The organism is Bacillus halotolerans, from assembly GCF_001517105.1.
GTDB lineage: Bacteria > Bacillota > Bacilli > Bacillales > Bacillaceae > Bacillus > Bacillus halotolerans.
The window spans coordinates 510,534-534,590 of sequence record NZ_LPVF01000009.1; the positions used below are offsets into that span (position 1 = coordinate 510,534).

General features: G+C 45.3%; 24 protein-coding genes and 1 pseudogene. 7 read left to right on the forward strand and 18 right to left on the reverse strand.

What is annotated here, in order from left to right; translation table 11 throughout:
* Positions 1-92 precede the first annotated feature (92 nt).
* From ytpR to AU387_RS21610, 4 genes are read right to left on the reverse strand one after another with little or no spacing between them, the layout of a single operon-like run.
* On the reverse strand, positions 93-698 hold the full coding sequence (gene ytpR, locus AU387_RS10230) for a YtpR family tRNA-binding protein (RefSeq protein WP_059335604.1): 606 nt from the start codon (positions 696-698) through the stop codon (positions 93-95).
* Positions 699-714: 16 nt separating this feature from the next.
* Positions 715-1,524, reverse strand: coding sequence for a DUF1444 domain-containing protein (locus AU387_RS10235; protein ID WP_082687875.1), 810 nt, complete (start codon positions 1,522-1,524; stop codon positions 715-717).
* A gap of 15 nt (positions 1,525-1,539) precedes the next feature.
* Positions 1,540-1,863 (reverse strand): thioredoxin family protein, encoded by a 324-nt coding sequence (locus tag AU387_RS10240; protein ID WP_010331513.1) that lies wholly within the window; start codon positions 1,861-1,863, stop codon positions 1,540-1,542.
* Between the two features lie 39 nt (positions 1,864-1,902).
* A complete protein-coding gene (locus AU387_RS21610) occupies positions 1,903-2,019 on the reverse strand; it encodes a hypothetical protein (protein WP_125825412.1) in 117 nt (38 codons plus the stop codon).
* Between the two features lie 77 nt (positions 2,020-2,096).
* Between AU387_RS21610 and AU387_RS10245 the strand changes: the two genes are divergently transcribed.
* Entirely contained in the window at positions 2,097-2,543 is a 447-nt protein-coding gene (locus AU387_RS10245) for a YtoQ family protein (RefSeq protein ID WP_024122523.1), read from the forward strand.
* 58 nt (positions 2,544-2,601) lie between these two features.
* Here AU387_RS10245 and AU387_RS10250 read toward each other — a convergent pair whose 3' ends face one another.
* Complete coding sequence (locus AU387_RS10250; protein WP_059291824.1) at positions 2,602-3,675, reverse strand: M42 family metallopeptidase; 1,074 nt, start codon at positions 3,673-3,675, stop codon at positions 2,602-2,604.
* Between the two features lie 157 nt (positions 3,676-3,832).
* Between AU387_RS10250 and AU387_RS10255 the strand changes: the two genes are divergently transcribed.
* Positions 3,833-4,150 (forward strand): PepSY domain-containing protein, encoded by a 318-nt coding sequence (locus tag AU387_RS10255; protein WP_010331516.1) that lies wholly within the window; start codon positions 3,833-3,835, stop codon positions 4,148-4,150.
* 54 nt (positions 4,151-4,204) lie between these two features.
* On the opposite strand, the gene AU387_RS10260 is transcribed toward AU387_RS10255, so the two are convergent.
* The 3 genes from AU387_RS10260 to trmB all read right to left on the reverse strand — a co-directional run bounded on the left by AU387_RS10260 (position 4,205) and on the right by trmB (position 7,544).
* Positions 4,205-5,905 carry an NAD-dependent malic enzyme gene (locus AU387_RS10260; protein WP_044153824.1) on the reverse strand — a complete coding sequence of 567 codons (1,701 nt, stop codon included), beginning with the start codon at positions 5,903-5,905 and terminating at the stop codon, positions 4,205-4,207.
* A gap of 82 nt (positions 5,906-5,987) precedes the next feature.
* On the reverse strand, positions 5,988-6,833 hold the full coding sequence (locus tag AU387_RS10265; RefSeq protein WP_059335605.1) for a YtnP family quorum-quenching lactonase: 846 nt from the start codon (positions 6,831-6,833) through the stop codon (positions 5,988-5,990).
* A 69-nt stretch (positions 6,834-6,902) separates the two neighbouring features.
* Positions 6,903-7,544, reverse strand: a complete 642-nt coding sequence (gene trmB / locus AU387_RS10270) for a tRNA (guanosine(46)-N7)-methyltransferase TrmB (protein WP_044153822.1) — start codon at positions 7,542-7,544, stop codon at positions 6,903-6,905.
* Between the two features lie 196 nt (positions 7,545-7,740).
* Here trmB and AU387_RS10275 point away from each other — a divergent pair, with 196 nt between their 5' ends.
* Complete coding sequence (locus AU387_RS10275) at positions 7,741-8,019, forward strand: YtzH-like family protein (protein WP_024122528.1); 279 nt, start codon at positions 7,741-7,743, stop codon at positions 8,017-8,019.
* Here the strand turns inward: AU387_RS10275 and AU387_RS10280 are convergent.
* From AU387_RS10280 to thpR, 5 genes and pseudogenes are all read right to left on the reverse strand, one after another.
* Positions 8,020-8,817 (reverse strand): annotated as a pseudogene (locus tag AU387_RS10280) (phosphotransferase family protein).
* 181 nt (positions 8,818-8,998) lie between these two features.
* Positions 8,999-11,155, reverse strand: a complete 2,157-nt coding sequence (gene pulA, locus AU387_RS10285; protein WP_059335607.1) for a type I pullulanase — start codon at positions 11,153-11,155, stop codon at positions 8,999-9,001.
* A gap of 25 nt (positions 11,156-11,180) precedes the next feature.
* Positions 11,181-12,110 carry a YegS/Rv2252/BmrU family lipid kinase gene (locus AU387_RS10290; RefSeq protein WP_044153820.1) on the reverse strand — a complete coding sequence of 310 codons (930 nt, stop codon included), beginning with the start codon at positions 12,108-12,110 and terminating at the stop codon, positions 11,181-11,183.
* 48 nt (positions 12,111-12,158) lie between these two features.
* On the reverse strand, positions 12,159-13,073 hold the full coding sequence (locus AU387_RS10295) for a hypothetical protein (protein ID WP_059335608.1): 915 nt from the start codon (positions 13,071-13,073) through the stop codon (positions 12,159-12,161).
* A gap of 23 nt (positions 13,074-13,096) precedes the next feature.
* Complete coding sequence (thpR, locus tag AU387_RS10300; RefSeq protein ID WP_059291818.1) at positions 13,097-13,648, reverse strand: RNA 2',3'-cyclic phosphodiesterase; 552 nt, start codon at positions 13,646-13,648, stop codon at positions 13,097-13,099.
* 148 nt (positions 13,649-13,796) lie between these two features.
* On the opposite strand from thpR, the gene cysK reads away from it, so the two are divergent.
* The gene (gene cysK, locus AU387_RS10305) at positions 13,797-14,732 is read left to right on the forward strand and encodes a cysteine synthase A (protein ID WP_029441392.1); all 936 of its coding nucleotides are present in this window, start codon (positions 13,797-13,799) and stop codon (positions 14,730-14,732) included.
* A gap of 33 nt (positions 14,733-14,765) precedes the next feature.
* Here the strand turns inward: cysK and pepV are convergent, their stop codons facing one another.
* Positions 14,766-16,157: a dipeptidase PepV gene (gene pepV / locus AU387_RS10310; RefSeq protein WP_059335609.1), complete on the reverse strand. Its 1,392-nt coding sequence runs from the start codon at positions 16,155-16,157 to the stop codon at positions 14,766-14,768.
* Between the two features lie 96 nt (positions 16,158-16,253).
* On the opposite strand from pepV, the gene AU387_RS10315 reads away from it, so the two are divergent.
* Positions 16,254-17,552, forward strand: a complete 1,299-nt coding sequence (locus AU387_RS10315) for an NCS2 family permease (RefSeq protein ID WP_059335610.1) — start codon at positions 16,254-16,256, stop codon at positions 17,550-17,552.
* A gap of 34 nt (positions 17,553-17,586) precedes the next feature.
* Here the strand turns inward: AU387_RS10315 and AU387_RS10320 are convergent, their stop codons facing one another.
* A complete protein-coding gene (locus tag AU387_RS10320; RefSeq protein WP_059335611.1) occupies positions 17,587-18,744 on the reverse strand; it encodes an ABC transporter permease in 1,158 nt (385 codons plus the stop codon).
* Positions 18,741-19,451: an ABC transporter ATP-binding protein gene (locus AU387_RS10325; RefSeq protein WP_095532958.1), complete on the reverse strand. Its 711-nt coding sequence runs from the start codon at positions 19,449-19,451 to the stop codon at positions 18,741-18,743. The genes AU387_RS10320 and AU387_RS10325 overlap by 4 nt, the downstream gene beginning before the upstream one ends.
* Before the next feature lie 287 nt (positions 19,452-19,738).
* Between AU387_RS10325 and AU387_RS10330 the strand changes: the two genes are divergently transcribed.
* The gene (locus tag AU387_RS10330; protein ID WP_003152337.1) at positions 19,739-19,960 is read left to right on the forward strand and encodes a DeoR family transcriptional regulator; all 222 of its coding nucleotides are present in this window, start codon (positions 19,739-19,741) and stop codon (positions 19,958-19,960) included.
* Between the two features lie 125 nt (positions 19,961-20,085).
* On the opposite strand, the gene AU387_RS10335 is transcribed toward AU387_RS10330, so the two are convergent.
* Positions 20,086-20,805 (reverse strand): pseudouridine synthase, encoded by a 720-nt coding sequence (locus AU387_RS10335; protein WP_059335612.1) that lies wholly within the window; start codon positions 20,803-20,805, stop codon positions 20,086-20,088.
* A 65-nt stretch (positions 20,806-20,870) separates the two neighbouring features.
* On the reverse strand, positions 20,871-22,508 hold the full coding sequence (gene murJ / locus AU387_RS10340; protein WP_024122540.1) for a lipid II flippase MurJ: 1,638 nt from the start codon (positions 22,506-22,508) through the stop codon (positions 20,871-20,873).
* A 204-nt stretch (positions 22,509-22,712) separates the two neighbouring features.
* Between murJ and AU387_RS10345 the strand changes: the two genes are divergently transcribed.
* Positions 22,713-23,975, forward strand: coding sequence for a BaiN/RdsA family NAD(P)/FAD-dependent oxidoreductase (locus tag AU387_RS10345; protein WP_059335665.1), 1,263 nt, complete (start codon positions 22,713-22,715; stop codon positions 23,973-23,975).
* Positions 23,976-24,057: the final 82 nt, after the last annotated feature.

Here is a 24,057-nt window from a genome sequence, read left to right on the forward strand (position 1 = left end):
AAAGATTAAGCTTTCAGCAAAACAAAGCCGCTAAACAAGGGCTTAGCGGCTTTTTTAACATGATTCGATTTTTTCGGCGCGTTTATGGGAGTCTAAAACTGAAATGCGTCTCCAGCCTCATGGTTTCCTTCTAATACAAGGATTCCTTTTTCAGCCGGAGCGTCAGGCAATGCAAGCTCTTTTGCGGAGCAGATCATTCCGCTCGACGGTACGCCCCGAAGCTCAGCATCCTTAATGACGAGTCCGCTCGGCATCACAGCGCCGACTTTGGCAACGACAACGTTTTGACCTTGATCAACATTAGGCGCGCCGCAAACGATCTGAAGCGTTTCATCTCCTACGTTGACTTTACATACGCTTAATTTATCCGCATTCGGATGTTTTTCTTTTGATTCAACATATCCGACAACAAACTTTGGCGATAAATCAACGACTAATGTTTCTTCAATGCCGTTTCTGTTTAGCATTTCATTCACATCTTGAACGAATGTTTCTGAAAGGGCAACAGGGCCGTTTTCATCAATGGTTAAGTATGAAGACGCGTTAAAGATGTTAAAACCCGTCGTTTCATTTGTTTCGCTATTGAAAATTTTGACGACGTCGCCGTGTTTTTCATAGCCTACTTGCTCGCGCGTTACGTCTTTTAGAGAGATCAGAAGTGTATCTCCCACACCTTCTTTATTATAAAAAGCGTTCATAAGTAAAAAATCCTTTCTAATCCTTTTTCGGACGGCTTTTTGCCAAGATAAACACCGGCTCCAGCTTTCCTTCATTGTACAGGAAAGAAAGCGCCGTAATCGGAACGGTGCCGCCTGCAAAGAAGCTCATCGACATTTGTCCTAAAATATCATACCCTGATTCATTCCGAATGTCAGCAAGTATCAGAACGTCCTGATGCGGAACAGAGATCGCAAGCTCACCTTTAGCATTTTGTTTATACTCATTTAAAATCGCTTCGTTCAGAATCCGGCTGGCGTCGTAACCGTCGTTTGCTCTGAAGAAGTAAAAGAGATTGCCGGCAACTGTATCCTCTTTGACAACCGTCGGCAGAGAGCGGAGGTTAAACGCAGCCGTTTCTCTGATCCGCTCCCTTGTCCAGTTTTCTTTCTCCAGCATGCGCTGATCAATTAAACGATAGGTTTTGCCCAGATCAAGCGCGTAGTAAATTCTTGTTTCTGCGGTATGATCGTCATAAATAAGCGGAATCTCTTCGCTGGACTTTCCCGGAAAAGAGGTTGAGCGGATGACCGGATAAATGCGGCTTTCCTTCCCGGTTATTTCCTGCGACTTCCCTTCCATAGCTGTCATGGCTTCTGATACATAGTAAACGATCTCATCAATGGCTTCGTCTTTTTTCAGTTCCCATTTTGCAATAATCGGCGGCAGGTCGAGCGTAATTCCTTTTTTAGTTGTTTCATCCTCAACACGGAGGGTGTCTTTTTCTCTGTCAAATAAAAAGGAGCGATTCTCGTGCTGAAGGCGCTGTTTCAATATGTCTGACAGCTTCCTTGAGGTCATTTTCAAACCGGATATCCTCCTTTACGCTTTTGCGAGAGAGTCAGTTAAAAACTGTTCAATTTCTTCTTTTGTTTTGCGGTCTTTGCTCACAAAACGATTCACTTCTTTTCCTTCATTAAACACAACAAAGCTTGGAATGCCGTAAATCTCCCACTCTGCGCATGTATCAATAAATTTGTCGCGGTCTACATAGTAGTAAGTGAATTCAGGAAAGTCTGCTTCCAATTCCGGAAGAAAAGGCTCTACAAAACGGCAGTCCGGGCACCAGTCGGCAGAAAACATAAATACTGCCCAATCATCCTTTACCGCTTTTTCCAATTCTTGCGTTGTCTCGATTTTTTTCATCGGATATCCCTCCAGTTGTTTATGTTCTTACATGTTAGTTTATCGATACTCGTCCATTTGGATCATACCAAACTGCTTGCGGCAAAACCACTTATATGCAACGAATGAATATGTAAGATAAGCTTTCCCATTATCATTATCATATTTTATTTGCATTATCAAGCACGTTTCGTTTAACATCTTTTACATGAGGGTAAAATTGACAAATGGTCATACATAAGGAGGGATCCAGTTTGGAGTTTATCGTCTATTTAGCCGGAGAAATCCACAGCAATTGGCGGGAGGAAATAAAGGAGAAAACGAAGTCACTGAAGCTGCCGATTACGTTTGTCGGTCCGATGGAGCATCACGACCGTTCAGACAATATCGGAGAAGAAATCATGGGCGCTCAGCCAAACGCAGTTTATAAGGACGACAAGGCTTCTGATATCAATAACTTCAGAACTGCCGTCTTGATGAATAAAGCCGACTTTGTAATCGCCTTGTTTGGCGAAAAGTATAAACAATGGAACACAGCGATGGATGCTTCCTATGCCATCGCAAAAGGCAAACCCCTGATCATCATTCGTCCTGAATCGCTCCACCACCCATTAAAAGAGCTTTCAAACAAAGCGAATATGACTGTTGAAACGGTGAACCAAGCCATTAAAGCACTTTCCTATGTATTTGAAACAAAATAAGAAAAAAGCTTGTCGACATGGCTTACAAGCCTTGCTCAACAAGCTTTTTCTCCAGATTTTACATATTTTCTTTAATTGCTTCAACTGTCTGCTTGTCACAGGCAGTTACGAGCTTTATCAGCATTTCTTTAGCCGCAGCGTAATCATCAATATGGATAATAGACGCATTTGTATGAATGTAGCGGGAGCAGATTCCGATAACTGCTGACGGAACGCCGCTGTTTGAAATATGCACTCTGCCTGCATCTGTTCCGCCGCCGGAAACAAAGTATTGATATGGAATCTGATGCGTTTCAGCCATATCCAGAACAAATTCTCTCATTCCTCGATGCATGACTGTCGTTCTGTCAAGAATGCGGAGCAAAAAGCCTTTTCCAAGCTGGCCAAATTCATTTTTGTCACCGCTCATATCGTTAGCCGGACTGGCGTCAAGCGCGAAGAACAAATCCGGTTTGATCATATGAGACGCTGTCTGCGCGCCTCTTAAGCCGACTTCTTCCTGAACGGTTGCGCCAGCGTAAAGCGTATTCGGCAGTTCTTTTCCTTGCAATTCCTTCAGCAATTCAATGCTCAATCCGCAGCCATACCGGTTATCCCACGCTTTTGATAATATTTTCTTTTCATTCGCCATAACGGTAAACGGGCATACAGGGACAATTTGCTGGCCCGGTTTAATGCCGATTTTGATGGCGTCTTCCTTATCATCCGCTCCGATATCAATCATCATGTTTTTGATATCCATCGGACGGTTTCGCTGAGCATCTGTTAACAGATGCGGCGGTATGCTTGAAATAACCCCCGGAACCGGGCCGTTATCTGTTTGAATTTCCACTCTTTGCGCCAGCAGCACCTGACTCCACCAGCCGCCGAGCGTTTGGAACCTCAGTAATCCGTTATCTGTAATGGATGTCACCATAAATCCGACTTCATCCATATGTCCAGCCACCATAATTTTCGGCGCGTCCTCTCCGCCTTTTCTGACTCCGAAAACACTTCCCAGTCTGTCCTGAACGATATCATCGGCATATTTGGCAAGCTCCTGCTTCATAAACGCACGGACCTGATGCTCATTGCCCGGCGCTCCGGGAAGCTGCGTCAGTGTTTGGAAAAGCGCTTTCGTTTCTTGATTCATGTTTTCCCCTCATTTCTATGTAGTTCTTTTATTTTATTAGAAAAAATTTTGTTTTCCAAGCACTCTGATTGAATCTGCTCAATGAGCCGCGTATCGCTTAACAGGATTTGGCGGTTTCTGTATAATGAAAGTACGATCAATCAGGAGGTGCTTTATTTTGAAATTGCGTCATCTTCTTTTAGGAGCAGGACTTGGAATTTGTACGGCTGTTGTTGTGAAGCAATATGTGATGAAGCCTTATATTTCTTCAGAAAGAGCGCTTCGTATCGTAAAATCCGCTTTTAAACAGCGGGGGCCGATTGATGGATCATGGATCTACACCCAGCCGGAGCCCTACAATGTGAATGGAGAAACCGTGCAGGTGTATAAGACCGGTGTTACACGGTCAGCTTTTGGAGAACTAGAGCAATATGAAGTGATGGTGGATGCGAAAACGGGGAGAATTGTAGATGTCATCGATACAATCGCGTCTTAACACCGGACAAGCGTAAAATAGGAGCCGCTGCCCATGCAGCGGCTCTTTTTTATATTATATCGCGCGAATTGGTTTGTATACCGGATACCACATCGCGTCCTGCACAGCCTGAATGATGTCCTCAGGCTCTTCAGTGGCCACGCCTTCCTTAATGGCGGTTTTAGCGACTTCAACTGCAACCGTTGCCGATACAGTCCGTAAATCCTCCACCTTCGGAAGCATCGGCGCGCCAGGCATGCCGACATTGACCATACTTGCGATCGCGCGGGCACATGCTTCAAACATGCCATCGGTGATTAATTTTGATTTGGTGACAATCGTTCCAAGCCCAAGCCCTGGGAAGACAAGTGCGTTGTTGGCCTGTCCGATATGATATGTTACGCCGTTATATTCCACTGGCGGGAACGGGCTTCCTGTCGTAATCAGCGCACGGCCTTCCGTCCATTCAATTAAATCTTGCGGCTTTGCTTCAGAAAGAGTCGTCGGATTCGACATTGGCAAAATCGCCGGACGTTTTACGTGTGACGCCATTTCTTTGACAATTTCTTCAGTAAAGGCACCGGAAACCGTAGATGTCCCGATCAGGATCGTCGGTTTCGCCTGCCGGACCACTTCAAGGAGATCAATGCCCCCGCCTTCTCCGTTACGCTGATAATCCTTCACTTCATCAGCCGAACGGGCATAAGGCTTTTGGAAATCGAGAAGCTGATCCATATCATCTGTTAACAGCCCGTTTCGGTCTATGCACCAGAATCGCTGGTATGATTCTTCCTCACTCAGCCCTTCGCGCACCAATGCTTCCCGCAGCTGTTCAGCAATTCCGATTCCTGCTGTCCCCGCTCCGAATATCACGACTCTGTGATCCTTCAGCGGGACTTTTGATGCTTTTGCACAGGATAAGACTGCCGCCAGTGAAACAGCGCCTGTACCTTGGATATCATCATTAAACGTACATACTTTATCTTTATAGCGTTTCAAGATGCTGCGCGCATTTTTCGCTCCGAAGTCCTCCCAGTGGAGCAATGCATTCGGGAATGTCTCTCTCGCAAGTGAGACATATTCATCAATAAATTGGTCATAGCGTTCACCCCGCACTCTGGAATGCTGGTTGCCGACATAAAGCGGATCGTTCAAGAGGCTCTCTTGATTTGTGCCCGCATCCAAAACGACAGCCAGCACTCTGCTCGGATCAATTCCCGCAGCGGCCGTGTATACCGCAAGCTTGCCAATTGATATCGCGATACCGCCGACTCCCCAGTCTCCGATTCCTAAAATTCCTTCAGCATCGGTTGCGACAATTAAATCGATAGCATCACTTTTATCTTTAAACTGTTTAAATGCCTCTCTCATGCCTTCCGGGTCATCGATGGACAGATAGAGCCCTCTCGGCTTCCTGTATTCATGGCTGTATCTCTGAATGGCCGTACCTACTGTCGGCGTGTATACAATCGGGAGCATTTCCCCTAAGTGGTCATTTAACAAACGGTAAAACAGCGTTTCATTTCGATCGTGCAGCGCTGTCAAATAAACGTTTTTACTTAAATCATCAGGCTGTGAGGAAAACTGTTCGTACGCTCTTTTTGCCTGTTCATCAATGGTCAATACCTTCGGCGGCAAAAAGCCATTCAATCCGAGCGCTTTTCTTTCCTCGTTTGTAAAAGCCACTCCTTTGTTCAAAAAAGGAACAGAGAGTACTTCAAGGCCTCTTAATGTTGTCTGAATGTCTCCTTCGTTCGTTACTTCAAATTGTTTCACCCTGCCTCTTCCTTTCTGAGCATAATTAGTACTAGGTTTGCTTTATTAGCCGGAAATCATGCAGGGTAAACATGAAAATATGCTATTGTTTCTTTCGTTTGAGTGATTCTATCATTCTTTCGTCCCCGTCCCATTTCAGTGCGCGATATTCGGCATCATGATAAAAAATAAACCATGCGTCTTTTTCCGCTGCATACGCCTGCCACTTTTGCTTTTGCGGTATAGAGGTCATCGGATAATCATCATAAGCCAGCACCCATAATGGATTGCGGTGGGCGTGTGTCGGCATCAAATCCGCCATATGTACCGCAGTTTCACCCGCATCCTCACATACAAGAACACAGTGACCGTCACTGTGGCCCCCGGTATGATGCATTGTAACCCCCTCTGTTATCGTGCAAGTGTCGTCAAAGGTTTTCACTTGGCCGGCAACCGCCTCCCAGTTTTCTTTCCAGTAGGTATTTTTCGATCTGATATTCGGATGGCGCATTTCATTCCATTCCACAGATGAAGTATAAATAACGGCATTTGGAAAAACTGGCACCAGTTTATCTCCTGAGTATTCCGTCAATCCGCACGCATGGTCAAAATGAAGGTGTGTCATGGCGATCACGTGGATATCTTCAACTGTTAACCCGAGCGCTGCTAATGATGTTTTCACATTGGATTCTAGGGTCACACCGTAGTTTCTTTTTTGTTTCTCAGTCAGCTTTCCGGACCCGATACCGGCATCGACAATCACGTTTTGCCCGTCCTTTTGAATAAGAATCGGATCTGTCCTTAATTCAATCTGGTTTTTTTCATTGACTGGATATTTTTTTGACCATAACGGCTTTGGAACAACGCCGAACATGGCTCCTCCGTCCATGTGAGTCACCCCTCCGTCAAGCCAAGTTAACGTCGTGTTTCCAATTTTCATCGTTTCCATTTTCATCCCCCCTGTCATCATCGTAGCAAACAGCGCATAAAAAAACAGACTCCTGTGTCAGAGTCTGTTTTACGCTCTCCATTCAACTTCAGCCCGATAGATCGGCTGGCCGAGTGCTGAGAATTTTTCTTCATATTCTGTCATGATGTTATCTTCCATATCGCTGTTATGCAGATCAAGACTGACATATGTCAGCAGCAGACCGTATTCCGAGAAGCTTTTCAGCGAGTACTCAAACAGGCCGCGGTTGTCTGTTTTAAAATGAATTGCTCCGTCTTTCCCCATTACTTCTTCATATTTCTTAAGAAAATGGGAATACGTCAGACGGCGTTTTTCGTGGCGGTTTTTCGGCCAAGGATCAGAAAAGTTCAAGTACACCCGTTTGACTTCACCCGGCTCAAACACGTCTGTCAGCGTGTCCGCGTCTATATTCAAAAGCTTTACATTCGGCACTTCGCTATCTTTTACTTTTTGGACAGCTGTCACAATGACGCTTTTAAATAACTCAATACCAATATAATTAATGTCAGGATTTTGTTTGGCCATCCCGGAAATAAATTGCCCTTTTCCTGTACCGACCTCGATATGGATCGGATTGCTGTTGCCAAACACTGTATTCCATTTTCCTTTATAATCAGCAGGATTGCTGATGGCAATATCTGCGTTTTCAGCCAAAAAGTCATCTGCCCAAGGCTTGTGGCGCATTCTCATATGATTGACACCTCTATCTATTATTTCGACTAACAACATACCATGAATTAAAAAGACCCGCAAGCTTGTTTTTAAAGGTGTGCCTTCACATAAAAAAAGAGGTTCCCGTCTGTCGGAACACTCGTGTCTCATGCATAAAACCATCCTGTTTTGAACAATTTAACCCGTAAGATACTGAAGGGATGTGTACCGTTTTATGGGTTTAAATTACGAGAATCAAGTTGATCTATTGAAGGACATTTTGACTGACCATCAATTGGACTGCTGCGGAACCGTCGCAGAGTACGAACAGCTTGAACGTGTGATTAAATCGCTGATGGCAAACACCGAGCTCGATTCACACTTAAAAAACGTGCTGGAAGATGTGTACCGATACAGCCAATCAGGAATATCATCCAAATCCATCGACTCACACATACAAGAGCATCAGAGCAGCTTGTCTCAATGGGTAGAGGAAATGGATTCGTATTCCTGATTATTGAACAATCCGCTTCATCAGCATATGCAGTTCTTCCATTGCATCATGGAATTCTTTATCGTTTCCTTTGGATTTATGCCAGGCAATGAAAGTGATTGTTTCAGATAGCACATACCATGCCATTCTTAACCGAAGGCCGTCCGTTAACTCAATACCGTACATGCCCAGCCAGCTCTCCCAAGCTGGCTTTTCGACGTAGTGGTACAGCAATGGCCCCAAATCCATCGCCGGATCAGCGATCATGGCGCCGTCCCAGTCAATTAAATACAGCTGGTTGTCTTCAGACAATAACCAGTTATTATGATTGACATCACAATGGCAAACGACTTTCTCACCGAAATGCACCTCATGCAGATGATCTTCTAAATACTTAATCCCTTCTTGAATCAGCGGCGAAGATTGTTGCACAGCAAATACAGCCTGTTTAAGCTGAGACAGCAGAGTCCCTGGATTCAGCGGTTCCTTTCCAAGTCTCTTCAGCATGTCCAGCAAGGCTTTTGATGTGTGTATTTTACGAAGCAATTCAGCAACGGACCGTCCGCTCATGTCTTTCGGCTTCAGCTCTCTGCCGGTCATCCAATGCTGGGCCGTTATGACGTCCCCATTCTCCATCCGTTTTGTCCAAACCAGCTTAGGAACAATGCCTTCGGCGGATAAAACAGCTAAAAAAGGTGAGCTATTACGTTTTAAAAAAAGCTGCTACCCGTTATGTTTCGCATAATATGCATCTCCTGTAGCTCCTCCGGCGGGGAAGATCTCCCAATCGCTACCTAGTAATTGTCCCAACCAGTTCATATCAATGTTCAACCCATCATTTCTTAAAATATTTTAGAATAAAGGCCTATTCGTCTTCAGTCTATAAAGCGAATGCCTTTTTCGTACGAATCGTATGAAAAATAAAAAAGACAGCTATTGAGAGTCTCATATGCTAATCAATAGCCGTCTTTTAAATTTTAGCGCTATAGCACAAACTTCGTCAAGCAAAACTCGTAAGATCTCGTGCTAAATATAAGATAACCGTTCCAATGCCGTTTACAGCAACCGCTTTCTTGATTTCTCCAGGATCAGCACGAAACCCGTCAGTATCACATAGAAGGCGGTAAGCCTTATCTTTCGGCAGCTGCCATGTAACAGAATCAGGGCTGGCATGATGGATGACAATGATTTCTTCCCATTCGTCGATTGCGCCGAGGTTAAACAGCCGGTATACAATAAGGTGCTCTTTGAGAGCCAGACATTCAAGGCAGCGCTGAATATCGGCTGATGACGTAAGACGGAATGCCGGATGCGCTTTTCTGAGCGAAATCAGCCTGCGGACATAGTCAACATCCTGCTTGAATGTTTCACGCCGCGACCAGTCCAGCTGGTTGATGCTGTCACTGGATTGATAGCTGTTTTCCACCCCCTGCTTCGTCCGGAAAAATTCCTGTCCGCTGTGAATAAACGGCACTCCCTGGGCCAGCAGAATGATTGCAGACGCCAGCTTTTGCCTGCTTCTTTTTCGGCTCTCACTTTCTTGAGGAAGCGCGAGGCTCATTTTATCCCAAAATGTGTGGTTGTCATGCGACTCGACATAATTGATGGACTGGCTCGGCGCAGACACAAGCGGGGCTGTCTCTTTCCATCCTGAAGATCCGGCAATCCCGCGCATGACTGTTTCCGTTTGTTCGCCGTTCCCAAGGGCAAAACCCGCCGCCGCGATATGAAAGGTATTCCCTTTAACAGCGTCACGAAACGAATCATTAAAAAAACCGACGCCCGGCATTTTCGATGCATTCGCCAATGTCGCTTTCTGTTCAGGCGGCAGCGGTGTTGCCAAATCCCAGCCTTCCCCAAAGAGAAGGATTCCGGACTTTACCTCAGATGCTTTTTCTTTCATATGAAGAACCGTTTCAATATCTAAAATGCCGAGCAGATCAAAGCGGAAGCCGTCGACATCGTATTCCTTCAGCCAATACATGACGCAATCCGTAATGAATTTCCTTGCCATCCGCCTTTCTGAGGCGATGTCATTCCCTACGCCGGTGCCATTTGAAGGCATCCCGAATTGATCATGCCGGAAGAAATAACCGGGCACCGTTTTTTCAAAGGGCGAGTGCTCTCTTTGGTATACATGGTTATAAACAACATCCAGAATGACACGCAGGCCATGCTGATGCAGGGTGTGAATCATTTGTTTTACTTCTGTGTTTCTTGTCTGAGGGTCGTGAGGATTGGAGGCATAGCTTCCCTCCGGGGCGAAAAAATGAAGCGGATTATAGCCCCAATTGTAGGCGGCAAGTGGGTTTTCTTCATCAACTCCGGCATAATCGTTTAACGGCAAAAGTTCTATATGTGTAACGCCAAGCTCTTTTAAATAAGAAAGTCCTGTAGAACTGCCATTTTTCGTTTTGGTGTCCGTTTCAGCAAGCGCCGCATATTTCCCCTTGTTCTTCATACCGCTGTTTTCATGAATGGAGAAGTCTCGGATGTGCATCTCATAAATAATGGCATCAACGGGATCTGAAAATGGTGCAAGCGAAGGAGCCGAATTTGCTTGATCAGGGCGCAGCACAACACCCTTCTCTCCGTTGACCGTCACAGCTTTTGCATACGGATCAACCGTTTCTGTCCATTCTAAATTGTTGCAAATCCGGTACACATACTCATAACCGTGCAGATCTCCAGCCACTGTAACAGCGTATACTCCATTTTCCATTCGTGTCATTTGAAGCGTGTGCCCGCTTTTCTCGGGATGTGACAGTTTGACGGCAGCTGACGTCGCAGCAGGCGCCCATACCTTAAATTCAGTATAATCCGAAGTGTAAACAGCTCCGAGCTCTCCGTCATAATAAAATGCAGCATCAAACGCATCCGTCCTGACAACCGCCCCGATTTGGAGATCCGTTTTTCCGCCGCCGGATGCTTTGACATGATGCGTTTTTCCGAAAGTCACCGGCTGTTCAGCTACACATACATACTTGCATTTCCCTTCTATTTGCCATTCCTGACTGACTGTCAGAGGAATTTCCGCTGTATCTGTCTCAAGCTGAAAAGGCGGCGTAAAGGTATCTTTTTGATCAGCAGGAATCAGAACCGTAATAATATTCATTTCATCGGCATACGCTTCAAAGCTGCGTTGGATACTGACCATCAGAATCTCTCTCCTCCAAAAACGTTTATGTTTTGATCCGTAAGGGTGAGGGACTCGATGCCAGACGGAATGGGGTTGTACCCATGATTTCTCCGTCAGCATGGAATGGAATTTTGCCCTTCGTGTAAAACGTAATGTCTTTCGCTTTAAACATCGTCACGCCGTCCATTTTGGTGTGTTTTCCAAATGTCATCAAGCATAAAAACCAATACTTTTTCAAAAACGGCAGATTCTCAACAATGATGATATCAAATGCCTGTTCGCGCGGATTCGCAAGCGGGGCCGCCTTCATGCCGCCTCCGTAAAACGGATGATTGGAGACGACCGCAAACCAGACATGATGAAATTCCTGTGTCTCTCCTTCAATTGTACAAGCCAACGAAAACGGCTTAAAGGTAGCCGACGCGTACAAATGGGAAAGCGGATAGACAACAAAGCGGAGGCGCAGAAACTGGACCGCCCGTTTTAATGGAAATTCCATCGCCTTCTTATTGACATATGCGTCAAAGCCGATTCCGATATGATTTAAAAAATAAAGAACCTGCGATTTATCTTGAAGCAAATTAATGCTTCCTAAATGAAACGTTCGCGTTAACGGACGCTTCAGCTTTCTGATTTCCTGAATCAGATCTATTTTCTTAATGGAGAATCCTCTGGAAAAATCATTGTACGCGCCAGCCGGCACAAAACTCAGTTCGATATCGTCGACATCTTTCAGCCCGTTGACGACTTCGTGCATCGTTCCGTCTCCTCCGATAACGATCAGGCGTTTCAGCTTATGTTCCTGAATCGTTGAAATCTGCCGGGCGAGAACCTCGGCGTGTCCCGGATGTTCAGTTAAAAATGAGCGGTGCTCAATCTTTCGTTTCAGTAATTCTTTTTGTATCGACTTCCAAACACGCAGGCCTTTTCGATGCCCTGCTGCCGGATTAATAATAAAAAACCATTGGCTCATCTTTCTCACCTGCTTATGTTATGAGAAAACCGCTCAAATCGTTCTGCTTTACTCCAGCCACTCTTGTCTGCGATAGGAGTCTGACAGGCAATAAGACAACAAAGCCTTTGCAGCCTTTAATTGATGATGTTTTATCGGAGCAGTGTTTTTCTTCTGCCTCTCCATCCATTCCGCCAAGCCCCGTTTGTCCACTAATTCCAGACCGTACGGCGGCTCGGGGTAATCGATGTATGACGTTCTGCTCAGGAGTAATTTCGAGACTGGAATATCAGCGCCTTTTTCCTTTACGATCTTCGACACAACAGATCCCGTCCGAAACAGACTCAACGCCGGGTTTAACACCGATTCAGTCTGAGAGCCTGTTTTCTTCTCCCAAAAACGATGTTTAGATCCTATGTACACACTGTCTTCCTCTGCCTCTATAAAAGAAACGCAAAAAATGTCAAGAGGTGAAATGATCACTATGCTTAACTCTACTGCCGCCTGCTGAATTTTGAGCACAGGCTTATACATAATAAAATAAGAATCAGGAAGCTGCTGGGCCAGAAAACGCAAAATGCGGTCCTGCTTCACCTGGTTTGACAGATTTGACATCTCGGAAAGAGTAGAGCTTGCCCATTTGAGCTGAAATTCATATAAATGTCTTTTATAAAAGGAAGCAAGCGCCATCCTGCTCTTCGGCAGCCTTACGTTCAGATCGTCTTCTTCCTCAAACCATTGGTGTCTCTCTTCTTGTATATCGGCTTCTATCTCTTCTTTTCTTCTTTTCAATGAAAATTTTTTCCGTTTCTGCACCGGTTCCGGCTGTTCAGCACTGTCTTGTCTTTCTTCATGCTGGCGCTCCGCTGCTTCTAATAGTGAAAGCCAGCGCTCTTTTTTCAGCCGTATAAACTGATTCATATAATGGTACGGATCAAGTTCATATCTCGATATATAATCATGTATTTTGATGATTTGTGCCATTTTGTTTCTCCACTCCGCATGAATTAAGTTAAATGAAATTTGTATTTTTCCTCATATTTTGGTGATTGATTTAAGTGTGTCTGAAAAAGTGAAAATCGTTCAATAGCCGTTGAAACCTCACCGCTTTTAAACGGGACATGCGCCGGAAATCCCTTTTGGCCTGTCCATTTTCTTGCCAGCGTCATATGGGGATGATACGCTCTCTTTTCCACTTTAAAGCCTGCTTGAAGAACAGCTTGTTTTGTATGCTCCCGCAGTGTTTCGAGCGCCGTATTCTTCTTCGGCTCCACATGTAACACGCGCGGCTGCCTGCGGTCTCCGAACACATCTATTTTGTCAAACTCAATTGTAAACGGATTGGCATCTACAGCTATCTCGGCAAGCGAGCCTTCAAGCTGCTTGATTTGCGCTTCATCCGCCGCACCGAGAAAAATTAACGTGATATGGTAGTCAAGCGGGTGCACCCATTTTTGAAACGTGAGCGCCGGCTCGCTTTTCGCAGCCTGGTAAATCGGATTTGCAATTTCCGGCGGAATGGGCACGCCGATGAAATAATGAGGCCGGATATCTGACATCCGTCTGACACTCCCTTCTTTAACTGCTATTATTTTATCAATAAAGACGCTGCGCGAATAGAGGAACCGCATATGAAAACACTCTCGCGCAAACGTTTATTATGTTAGGATATTATATGACACTTGTTTTATTCAGAAAGGAATGACAATGTTGAAAATCGTTGAAAACACTTCTGATCTTATAGGAGATACACCGCTTGTGAGATTGAATCGGCTTCAGCCGGAAAACGCAGCACAAGTCTATTTAAAACTTGAATTTTTCAATCCAAGCGGCAGTGTGAAAGACAGAGCCGCTTACAATATGATCATAGAAGCAGAACAAAACGGCTTACTCAAGCCTGGCTCAGTTATCATTGAGCCGACCAGCGGAAATACCGGAATCGGACTCGCTATGAATGCGGCGGCCCGCGGCTATAAAGCGATTTTAGTCATGCCGGATACAATGACGAAGGAGCGGATCAACCTCCTCAAAGCCTATGGTGCAGAGGTTGTGTTAACTCCCGGATCGGAAAGAATGCCGGGCAGCATTAAAAAAGCAAAAGAGCTCGCCGAACAAATTCCGAACAGCTTCATTCCGATGCAGTTTGATAATACCGCAAATCCTGACGCGCATCGAAAAACAACTGCTCTTGAAATTGCCCGGGCAATAAAAGAAATCGGAAAACCGCTAGGCGCTTTTGTAGCTTCTTCCGGTACTGGCGGGACCATTACAGGAACCGGTGAAGCGCTAAAAGAACTTTTCCCGGATATTTTGGTTCATGTTGTCGAGCCTGCGGGGTCTCCGGTATTATCAGGCGGAAAACCGGGTGCGCATAAGCTGGTTGGAACAAGCCCAGGTTTCATTCCTCCAGTTTTAAATCAAGATGTATATGATGAAATTATCAAAATCACTGATGAGGATGCTTATACGACAACCAGACGCCTTGCTGCGGAGGAAGGAATTCTCGTCGGGCCTTCTTCAGGCGCTGCCTGCTTCGCGGCGATTGAAGCAGCCAAACGTCTCTCTCCTGATCAAGTCGTTGTCTGTATGACAGCTGATACCGGAGAACGCTATTTATCAACTGATTTATGGTCATTTGTGTAAAAAAAGGACTGGCTTCAGAAGAAGCCGGTCCTTTTATTTTGCAAGTTCGTAGATGGCCTGCGCATATAAAGCAGTCGCTCTGAGGAGATCATCAATTTCAATATATTCGTCCTTTTGGTGCGCACTGTCGGGACGTCCGGGGAACAGAGGTCCGAATGCGACGCCCGCTTTCAAAGATCTTGCGTACGTTCCCCCGCCGATTGAAATTAAATCAGCTTTTTTGCCCAATTGGCCTTCATATACCTTTTGCAGTGTTTTGACTAGCGGATGGTCTGCTGATACATGATGCGGCTTGCTGTCTTTACATTCTCCAAGCTCAAATTCAGCGGCGCTTTCAAACGCATCGCGAATCATTTTGCTTTCCGCCGTTACCGGATAGCGGATATTGATTCCGAGCTCGCCTCCTTGCCCTTCTGTATAGCGCAGTGTTCCGACATTTAATGTCAGCTCTCCGCTAATGTCATCCTCACAGTCAATATTCAGTTTCTTTCCTCTCGTATCATCTGAAAATTTGTCTGTCACGACTTGAACAAAACGCTGTCCTGCTGCATCCAGCTCAGTCTGGCACAAAAATTCTGCCAGTTTGATGCCGGCATTCACTCCATTGTTCGGTTCCATCGCATGGCAGGAAAGTCCGTGCATGCGCAAGATCAGCTGCCCATTCTCAATCTCAGCTTCACCTTTTTGATCTGTCGCGCGGAGCATGTCTTTAAATGAGGCAAGAACCTCTTCTATATTTGATCCTTCGAGAACAGCTTCCGCAGCGTCTGGCACCATGTTTAAACGGAGACCTGATGTAAACGAGGCAAGAACTGTCTCTGAAGCGGCTTCGTTTGCGCGGTGCGAGATGAGCAGTGAAGCATCAATAATCCCTTTTTCCGCGTTAATAATCGGGAAATCAGCATCTGGCGCAAAACCGAGAGTCGGCATTTCTTCGTGCTTGAAATAATGCTCCACACATCTCCAATCACTTTCTTCATCTGTTCCTATAATGATTCTGACGCGCTTAGAAAGCGGCAGATTCATGTCTTTGACGATTTTCAGCGCGTAGAACGCCGCCATCGTCGGGCCTTTGTCGTCAATGGCGCCCCTTGCATAAATCCGCCCGTTTCGGATGTCCGCTGAAAACGGATCACTTGTCCAGCCGTCTCCGGGCGGTACAACATCAACATGGCAAAGAACGCCGACAATGTCTTCACCCTCGCCCCATTCGATATGACCGGCGAATCCGTCAAGATTTTTTACGGAAAATCCTTCTTTTTCTCCAAGCTCAAGCAAAGAGGTCAAGCTGGCATTTACCCCTTCTCCGAATGGTTTGCCGGGCCCGGCTGTGGTTTCGTCCATTACACTGTTGATTCTCAAGAATTCCTGCGTATCGCGAATCAAATCATCTTTTTTTCTGATCACTTCGACTTCCCAGTTCATAATGATCCCCTTTCTGCAATAAATCACTTGCAAAAACTAAATAAAACGAATAATATTAATGGTGTTTTGTTAAAACGTTCGTAATTGGAGGTTACTATGTTTCATCTAAAAGAGCAGCAAACATCGATTAAACAAGAAATCATAGCTGGATTGACGACCTTTTTTACAATGGTCTATATTGTAGTGGTGAATCCGGTCATTTTAGCTAATGCCGGAGTTCCTTTTGACCAGGTCTTTACCGCAACGATTATCGCCTCCATTGTCGGAACACTGTGGATGGCCCTGGCTGCAAATTATCCGATTGCCATTGCGCCCGGCATGGGCTTAAACGCTTACTTAGCCTATCACGTTGTAGGCGCAAGCGGCGGCGGCATCACGTACGCAACAGCTTTCAGCGCAGTATTCACAGCAGGGGTTCTCTTCATTATTCTATCGTTAACGCCTTTAAGAAAACAACTGATAGAAGCGATTCCAAACAATTTAAAATACGGGATCACCACAGGGATCGGGCTTTTTATTGCGTTTATCGGTTTACGGCAGGCGGAAATGATTACGGCTGATCAATCAAATCTGGTCACACTCGGCAACCTTCATTCGCCAGCGGTTATTTTAACGCTGATCGGCTTATTGATCAGTGTGATCCTGATGGTGCTGAATGTAAACGGAGCGTTATTTATCGGAATGGCAGCCACCGCTTTGATCGCGTTTTTTACCGGCCAGCTGCATTTCCCTAAAGGCTTTATGTCTTTTCCCCATTTGCCTGAGGGATTGATTATTTCAAATCCGTTCGCCGCTTTTGGCGATGTGATCCATCACGGCCTGTACGCTGTCGTCTTTTCATTTCTGCTGGTAACGATTTTTGATACGACCGGTACGATGATCGGTGTGGCCGAGCAAGCCGGATTGATGAAAAACAACAAGCTCCCGAACGTGCGAAAAGCGCTGCTTGCTGATTCAACAGCGACCACAGTTGGTGCTGTATTCGGAACAAGTCCGACAACCGCGTTTGTCGAGTCTTCAGCTGGCGTCGCAGCCGGGGGAAGAACAGGTCTTACGTCTTTAACTGTCGCGGTATTGTTTGCAGCTTCGATGTTTTTCAGTCCGCTTGTCAGCGCCTTATCCGGCATATCCGCCATCACCTCACCGGCTTTGATTATTGTCGGCAGCCTGATGATGGGCTCGGTGTCGAATATTAACTGGAAGGAGATGGACGAGGCATTTCCGGCATTTCTCGTTGTTCTGACCATGCCTCTTACATCAAGCATTTCCACAGGAATTGCGCTTGGCTTTATTTCGTATCCGATTGTGAAAGCAGCACGGGGAAAATGGAGAGACATTCATCCGCTCGTCCTCGTATTTGCCGTTCTGTTTTTCATCCAGCTATTTATTCTATAACATACAGAAAACCCAAACGGCATCCGTTTGGGTTTTATTTCACCAAAAAAGAGATAGCGGCCGCCAAAAAGCAGCAGGCAACACAAGCATAGTGCAGCGTGTTCACACAGCTTTTTCTGGCCCGGTAATATTCATCACTTTCCTTATCAGCCCCAATTAAGATCGGCGCATCCATCACTTTGTCAAAAATAAGCGAAAGCACATAACGGCAAACCCCTGTATAAACCAGCAGCGCAATCACCTTAAGAAAGACCGGGGAAACGACTGTTAAAACCGTAAAAGCCGACAAAAGCATATACAGATGCCTCGCATACTCCCCATTCCTCAGCATGACTTTAAAAAACAATTCTTTATAAATTGTATACATTGTCCGTTTCTTAAATATCCTTTTAGAATTCCGGAATAATAGCGGTTTTCTCCTCATCCTGTCCTTTACTCTCGGCATTCTCACATCTTGGCTCATCATCATTACAAGACCTGCAAGAGTGAGCCTGATTTTTTTCTCCTCAAGCACCTCTGCCTCAAAAGCCGAAAATGAAGCCGTCTTTTTCAAACTGCGTATGAAAGCAAAAATAAAAAACAAAACACCGGCAAGCGAGAGCAAGTGCCACTCGATAAAGGTAATCAAGAGAAAAGAACACGCCAAAAGCACAGCCTTGAGAAAAAAGTCCGCAATCTGTCTCCAAATAGATCTTGGTTTTCTGACCCTGTCCTGCTTCAAGGATAAAAAGAGCGTATGAAGACCGAATGCATAGATCAATAGAGCAGCGCTTTCTGGAATAGTGACGCGAACAGAATCAATGATAAAGGGAAGAAAAAGAAAAAAGAGCAACAGCCATTTGGCGAACGTGAACAATATAGAATACACCAATGCGTATTGTTTCATCTGGCGAATGATCGCTTTCTTTTGCAGCAAAAACACCTGGTCCGCTTCCAGTAAAAAAGTATGTATGGAGCCTGTGCAAACAATCAGTATACCGACAGCGTATAACCATCTCCATTCGACCCTCTCAGACCACTCGTAAAGAAGGCCGCTTCCGTTTGTCCACTCCACATACTGATAAATCATAAAAGCAAGCGCCGGCAGGACAATGTAGAGCGCAACCGTCCAATCAATGACAGCATGCAGCACCTTAAACTGATATCGGTAAAAATCCAGCCACCTTCGAAAAAAGAGAGACCGCCCGTTCATGCCTTTTCTCCTTGAATCGCCGTATAAAAACAGTCAAGCAATGACTGCCCGTCTAACCCTGTTTGCTCTTGAATATCTTTTAACGTTCCCTGAAGAAACAAAGAACCTTTATCAATCATGTAAAACCGGTCGCAGATTTTTTCCGCGGTATCAAGTACGTGTGTGCACATGAGAATGCCGGCTCCTCTATCTTTCTCAGCCTTCAGCATGTCCACAAAGCGTTTTGTCGATATCGGGTCAAGGCCGATAAACGGTTCATCAATCACATACATATCAGGCTTAGAAAGAAAAGCCTGAATCAGCATCAGCTTTTGCTGCATGCCTTTCGAAAACGTCACCGGCAGCTCATGCATGACATGATCAAGCGAAAATGTTTCAAGAAGACTTTGAGCCCGATATTCGAATTCACTCTGACCAATGCCGTGCAAAGTGCTGATCAGATCAAGATGCTCCCACAGCGTTAATTCCTCATAAAAGGACGGGTGCTCCGGAATATAAGCAAACGAGCAATCATTCCAAGCGATAGTCCCTTTAAAGTCTTGCGAGAGGCCAAGTATCGCCTTGATGGCTGTACTTTTTCCAGCGCCGTTCGCTCCAATCAACCCGACAAGCTCCCCTTCTCTGACTTCCAATAAAACATCGGTGAGCACTTTTTTTCGGCTTGTATACCCTGCTTGCTCTATCGATGCTTCCAACAACATTCTCAATCTCACTCACCCCCTTAATCACATACGAAACAGAATAAAAAAAGTTTCTTTATCCATAATAATATTGTGCTGAAATACATAGTAATCCAACAAGGATGGCGGCCAAACTCAAATTGGAAAAAATTTATAATACTTATTCCTAGATTCACCGCGGCGAAATCGTGTATAATGAAGGCGAATTATTTAAATATTACAGATGTCTGCCTTAGTTGCTATTTCGTACGCAGTTGATAGTCGTGAGTTGTGGTTAGTCAAGTCCATCCGATCTTATGATAGGGAGTGGTTTTTTGAAACCTTCAACAAACCGTATGCTAACTCGAATCAAATCAGTTTACATGTTTATTCAAGAGAAAGGCCTTGTGACAACACAGGAACTGGTTGACGAATTCGGCATTACACCTAGAACGATTCAAAGAGACTTAAATGTGTTAGCATATAATGATCTTGTTCATAGTCCAAGCCGTGGCAAATGGGAGACAACGAGAAAAAAAGTAAAGATTACCTCATAACATTAAAAATTACATAGGGCCGCCCTGTGAGCGGCCTGATAGATACAGGGCGAGGAACGTTCTTAGCCTTGTTTTTGTGTGCTTATATATAATAAAAAATCCCGCATGTGTAATGCGGGGTTTTTTCATACTTGCGGCTCGTTCAGCCTTTCAAGTTCTTCTTCTGTAAGCTCACGGTATTCTCCCGGCTCCAGAGCAGGATCCAAGGATACGCGTCCCATTGAGAGCCGCTTCAGATAAATGACTTCATTGCCGACAGCATTTGCCATCTGTTTGACTTGATGATATTTTCCTTCTGTTATCGTCAGGTATATCACGGTATGCCCTTTATCGTTTGCCTTTATTTCTGCTTGTGCCGGCTTTGTTTTGTAGCCGCCTTCAATAAATACCCCAGTCTCTAAGCTGGTGATGTCTTCTGGCGAAATTTGCGACTTTAAGTGGACCTCATACGTTTTCGGAACATGCTTTTTCGGCGATAGCAGCCGGTGAGCGAGCTGACCGTCATTTGTCAGCAGCAGAAATCCTTCTGTATCCTTATCAAGTCGGCCGGCAGGAAACGGCTCGAATCTAAGTTCATCCGGCGTCAGCAAATCGACCACTGTCTTTTGCCGGCTGTCCTCAGTCGCTGACAGCACGCCCTGCGGCTTATTCATCATGATATAAATAAACTCGCGGTAATCAATCGGCTCGCCATAAACGGTCACCTCCTGCGCATCAGGGTCCACGTGCGCCTTGACATCTTTTGCCGGCTTTCCGTCGACCATGACGGCTCCCGCTTTCACAATCGATTTGACCTCTTTTCTCGAACCATACCCGCTGTTGGCAAGCAGCTTATCAAGTCTCATGCCAATCTCTCCTTCCTATAAAAGAAAGCCCGCATCAAGCGAGCCCTCTGTTTCAACATATTCTGTTAATCAGCGGCATGTCTGCCTTTCTTTAAGAACCCCGGTAAACGGCGGCCGAATATTTTCTGTAAAAACCCTAAACGATAAGCGCAATACAGGTAGACAGCTCCGCCGACCACAGCAGCAATCAGCACGACGATCGCAGCATGCAGCTGGCCATCCTCGTAGGAGATGAAAAAGCTTAACACCCACTGGACGATTTTAACGGCTATCGCCATCACTGCTGACAAGAGCAGCATCAGAACGCCCCGTTTCACTAATATTTTATACGAATAGCCGGCATGCCGTTTGATCATGATAAATCCGTATATAAGTGAAGCAGTATACCCGAGTGCCGTAGCTAAAATAGCGCCGTCAGCCTGCATCAGCTTAATCAGCGGGACATTCAGCACAAGTTTGATCACGACACCGATCACAAGACTGGCAACCGCAAATTTTTGCTTATTGATGCCCTGCAATATGGCGGCGTTGACAGTAAACAAAGAGAACAAGATCGCAACTGGCGAATACCAAAACAGGATGTCTTTCCCCAATTCAGGATGAAGGCTCTCTGATCCGTAAAAGAACGTATACACAGGGCCTGCTAATACCGATATACCGACAACAGCCGGAATAATTAAAAACAGGATCGTCTGCATCGACTGGTTGATCTGCTGATTTAACAGCTTGTAGTTTCTGCTTGTAAACGATTCTGTGATCGTCGGAATTAAGGTCAGCCCGAATGCCGTCGCAAGAGAAACCGGGATCATTACGAGCTTCTGCACGTAAAGTGTCAGAATGGCCATCATATCCTGACTGATAGCTTGATGCCCCGCTTCAATCATGGCTTTGTTAAACGTATTTGTATCAATATAGTTATACAAAGGGATGGCTAGTCCGACAAACACGTAGGGAGCGGCATAGCTGAAGAGCTCGAAAAACATTTTCTTGTAGCTTAAATCTGCTGTCGGCCCCGTATTAGGCATCATCGCCAGCAGATTGCCTTTTCGTTTGTTCCAATAAATATACAATACGATCAGCCCGCCGAAGGCACCGATCAGCGCTGCAAAGGTTGCATAACCGACAGCGATCACAAGGCCGCCGTTTAAGACTTTCAAAATCAAGAAGGTCGCACTCAATAAAAAGATGATGCGGACAATCTGCTCAACAACTTGAGAGACAGCCGTAGGCCCCATCATTTGATGACCTTGGAAAAATCCGCGCACAAGACTCATAATCGGCACGACTAAAAGCGCTAAGCTGACCATGCGGATGACATATACGACATGATCAATCGTCAAACCGTTATTATCTTTGCCCCCAAGCGATATTTCCGCAAAAAACGGAGCAGATAAATATAGTATGAAAAAGGCAATCATTCCCGTTACAAGCATAACCGACATGCCCGCCTTCAGCATTTTTCTGCTTGTTTCATAATCCCCTTTGGAATTATATTTGGAAACAAATTTAGAAACGGCGGCCGGAAAGCCCATTGTGGCAATGTTCAAAAATAAAGTATATTGATTGTATCCGTATTGAAATAACGCACCGCCTGTCGCTCCGACCATGATGCTGAAAGGAATTAAATAAACCATTCCCAGTATCCGTGAAATATATGTACCGAGCGTTAACACAAACGTGCCTCTTAACAGTTTGCTTGACATGTTTCTTCATCACCATTTTCTACGAAGATTCAACTTTTCTATTTTAACACAACTGGGCATATAGACGGTAATAAATACAAAAGCAATCTCAGGAACAATGCAAGTTTGCGGCAAAATACGTTTAAGCAGAACCTGTCTTTCGCTATAATAGTACTGCGGACAGCGTTCCGCACACGAAATGTAAAAAGAAAGTTGATGATAAAAATGAAGCAGTATGACGTAATTGTAATCGGCGGAGGCCCTTCAGGTCTGATGGCTGCCATTGCAGCCGGAGAACAGGGTGCTGATGTTTTGTTAATAGATAAAGGAACTAAGTTAGGCCGTAAACTTGCCATATCCGGAGGCGGCCGCTGCAATGTGACAAACCGCCTTCCTGTCGAAGAAATTATTAAGCACATCCCCGGCAACGGCCGTTTTTTATACAGTGCGTTTTCTGAATTTAATAACGAAGATATTATCAAGTTTTTTGAAAATCTCGGGATCAAATTGAAGGAAGAGGATCACGGCCGGATGTTTCCGGTGACAGACAAAGCGCAAAGTGTTGTCGACGCGCTGTTAAACAGGCTGAAACAGCTGCGTGTGACGATCAGAACGAACGAAAAAATCAAATCTGTTACATACGAAGATGGTCATACGGCAGGCATTGTGACGAATAATGGCGAAATGATTCATAGTCAGGCAGTCATTATCGCGGTTGGCGGAAAAAGCGTTCCCCATACCGGCAGCACGGGTGATGGCTATGAATGGGCCGAAGCCGCAGGCCACACCATAACAGAGCTGTTCCCGACAGAGGTGCCCGTCACATCTGCCGAGCCGTTTATTAAGAAAAAAACACTGCAGGGTTTATCGCTCAGAGATGTCGCCGTCAGTGTATTAAACAAAAAAGGCAAAGCCATTATCACACATAAGATGGACATGCTGTTTACTCATTTCGGCCTCTCAGGCCCCGCCATACTCAGGTGCAGCCAGTTTATCGTGAAAGAGCTGAAAAAACAGCCGGAAGTGCCCGTCAGAATTGATTTGTTTCCGGATATCAAGGAAGAAACGCTATTCCAAAAGATGCACAAGGAGCTGAAAGACGCGCCGAAAAAAGCGTTAAAAAATGTGCTGAAGCCTTGGATGCAGGAACGCTACCTTCTTTTCCTGCTCGAAAAAAACGGCATTTCACCGAACATATCATTTTCTGAGCTGCCGAAGGAGCCTTTCAGACAATTTGTCAAAGACTGCAAGCAATTTACCGTTCTCGCAAACGGCACGCTGTCTCTAGACAAAGCATTTGTCACAGGAGGCGGTGTATCGGTAAAGGAGATTGACCCGAAAAAGATGGCGTCTAAAAAAATGGACGGCCTGTATTTTTGCGGAGAAATCTTAGATATTCACGGTTATACAGGCGGATACAATATCACATCTGCGCTCGTCACAGGCAGACTCGCCGGACTGAATGCCGGACGCTTTTCCCGTATGTAAACATTAGACTTTTCAAATTCTTACAGCATGCCGGGCATTTGAAAAATTCCCGCAAAAATGTTAGGGTGAGATTTGTTTTGTT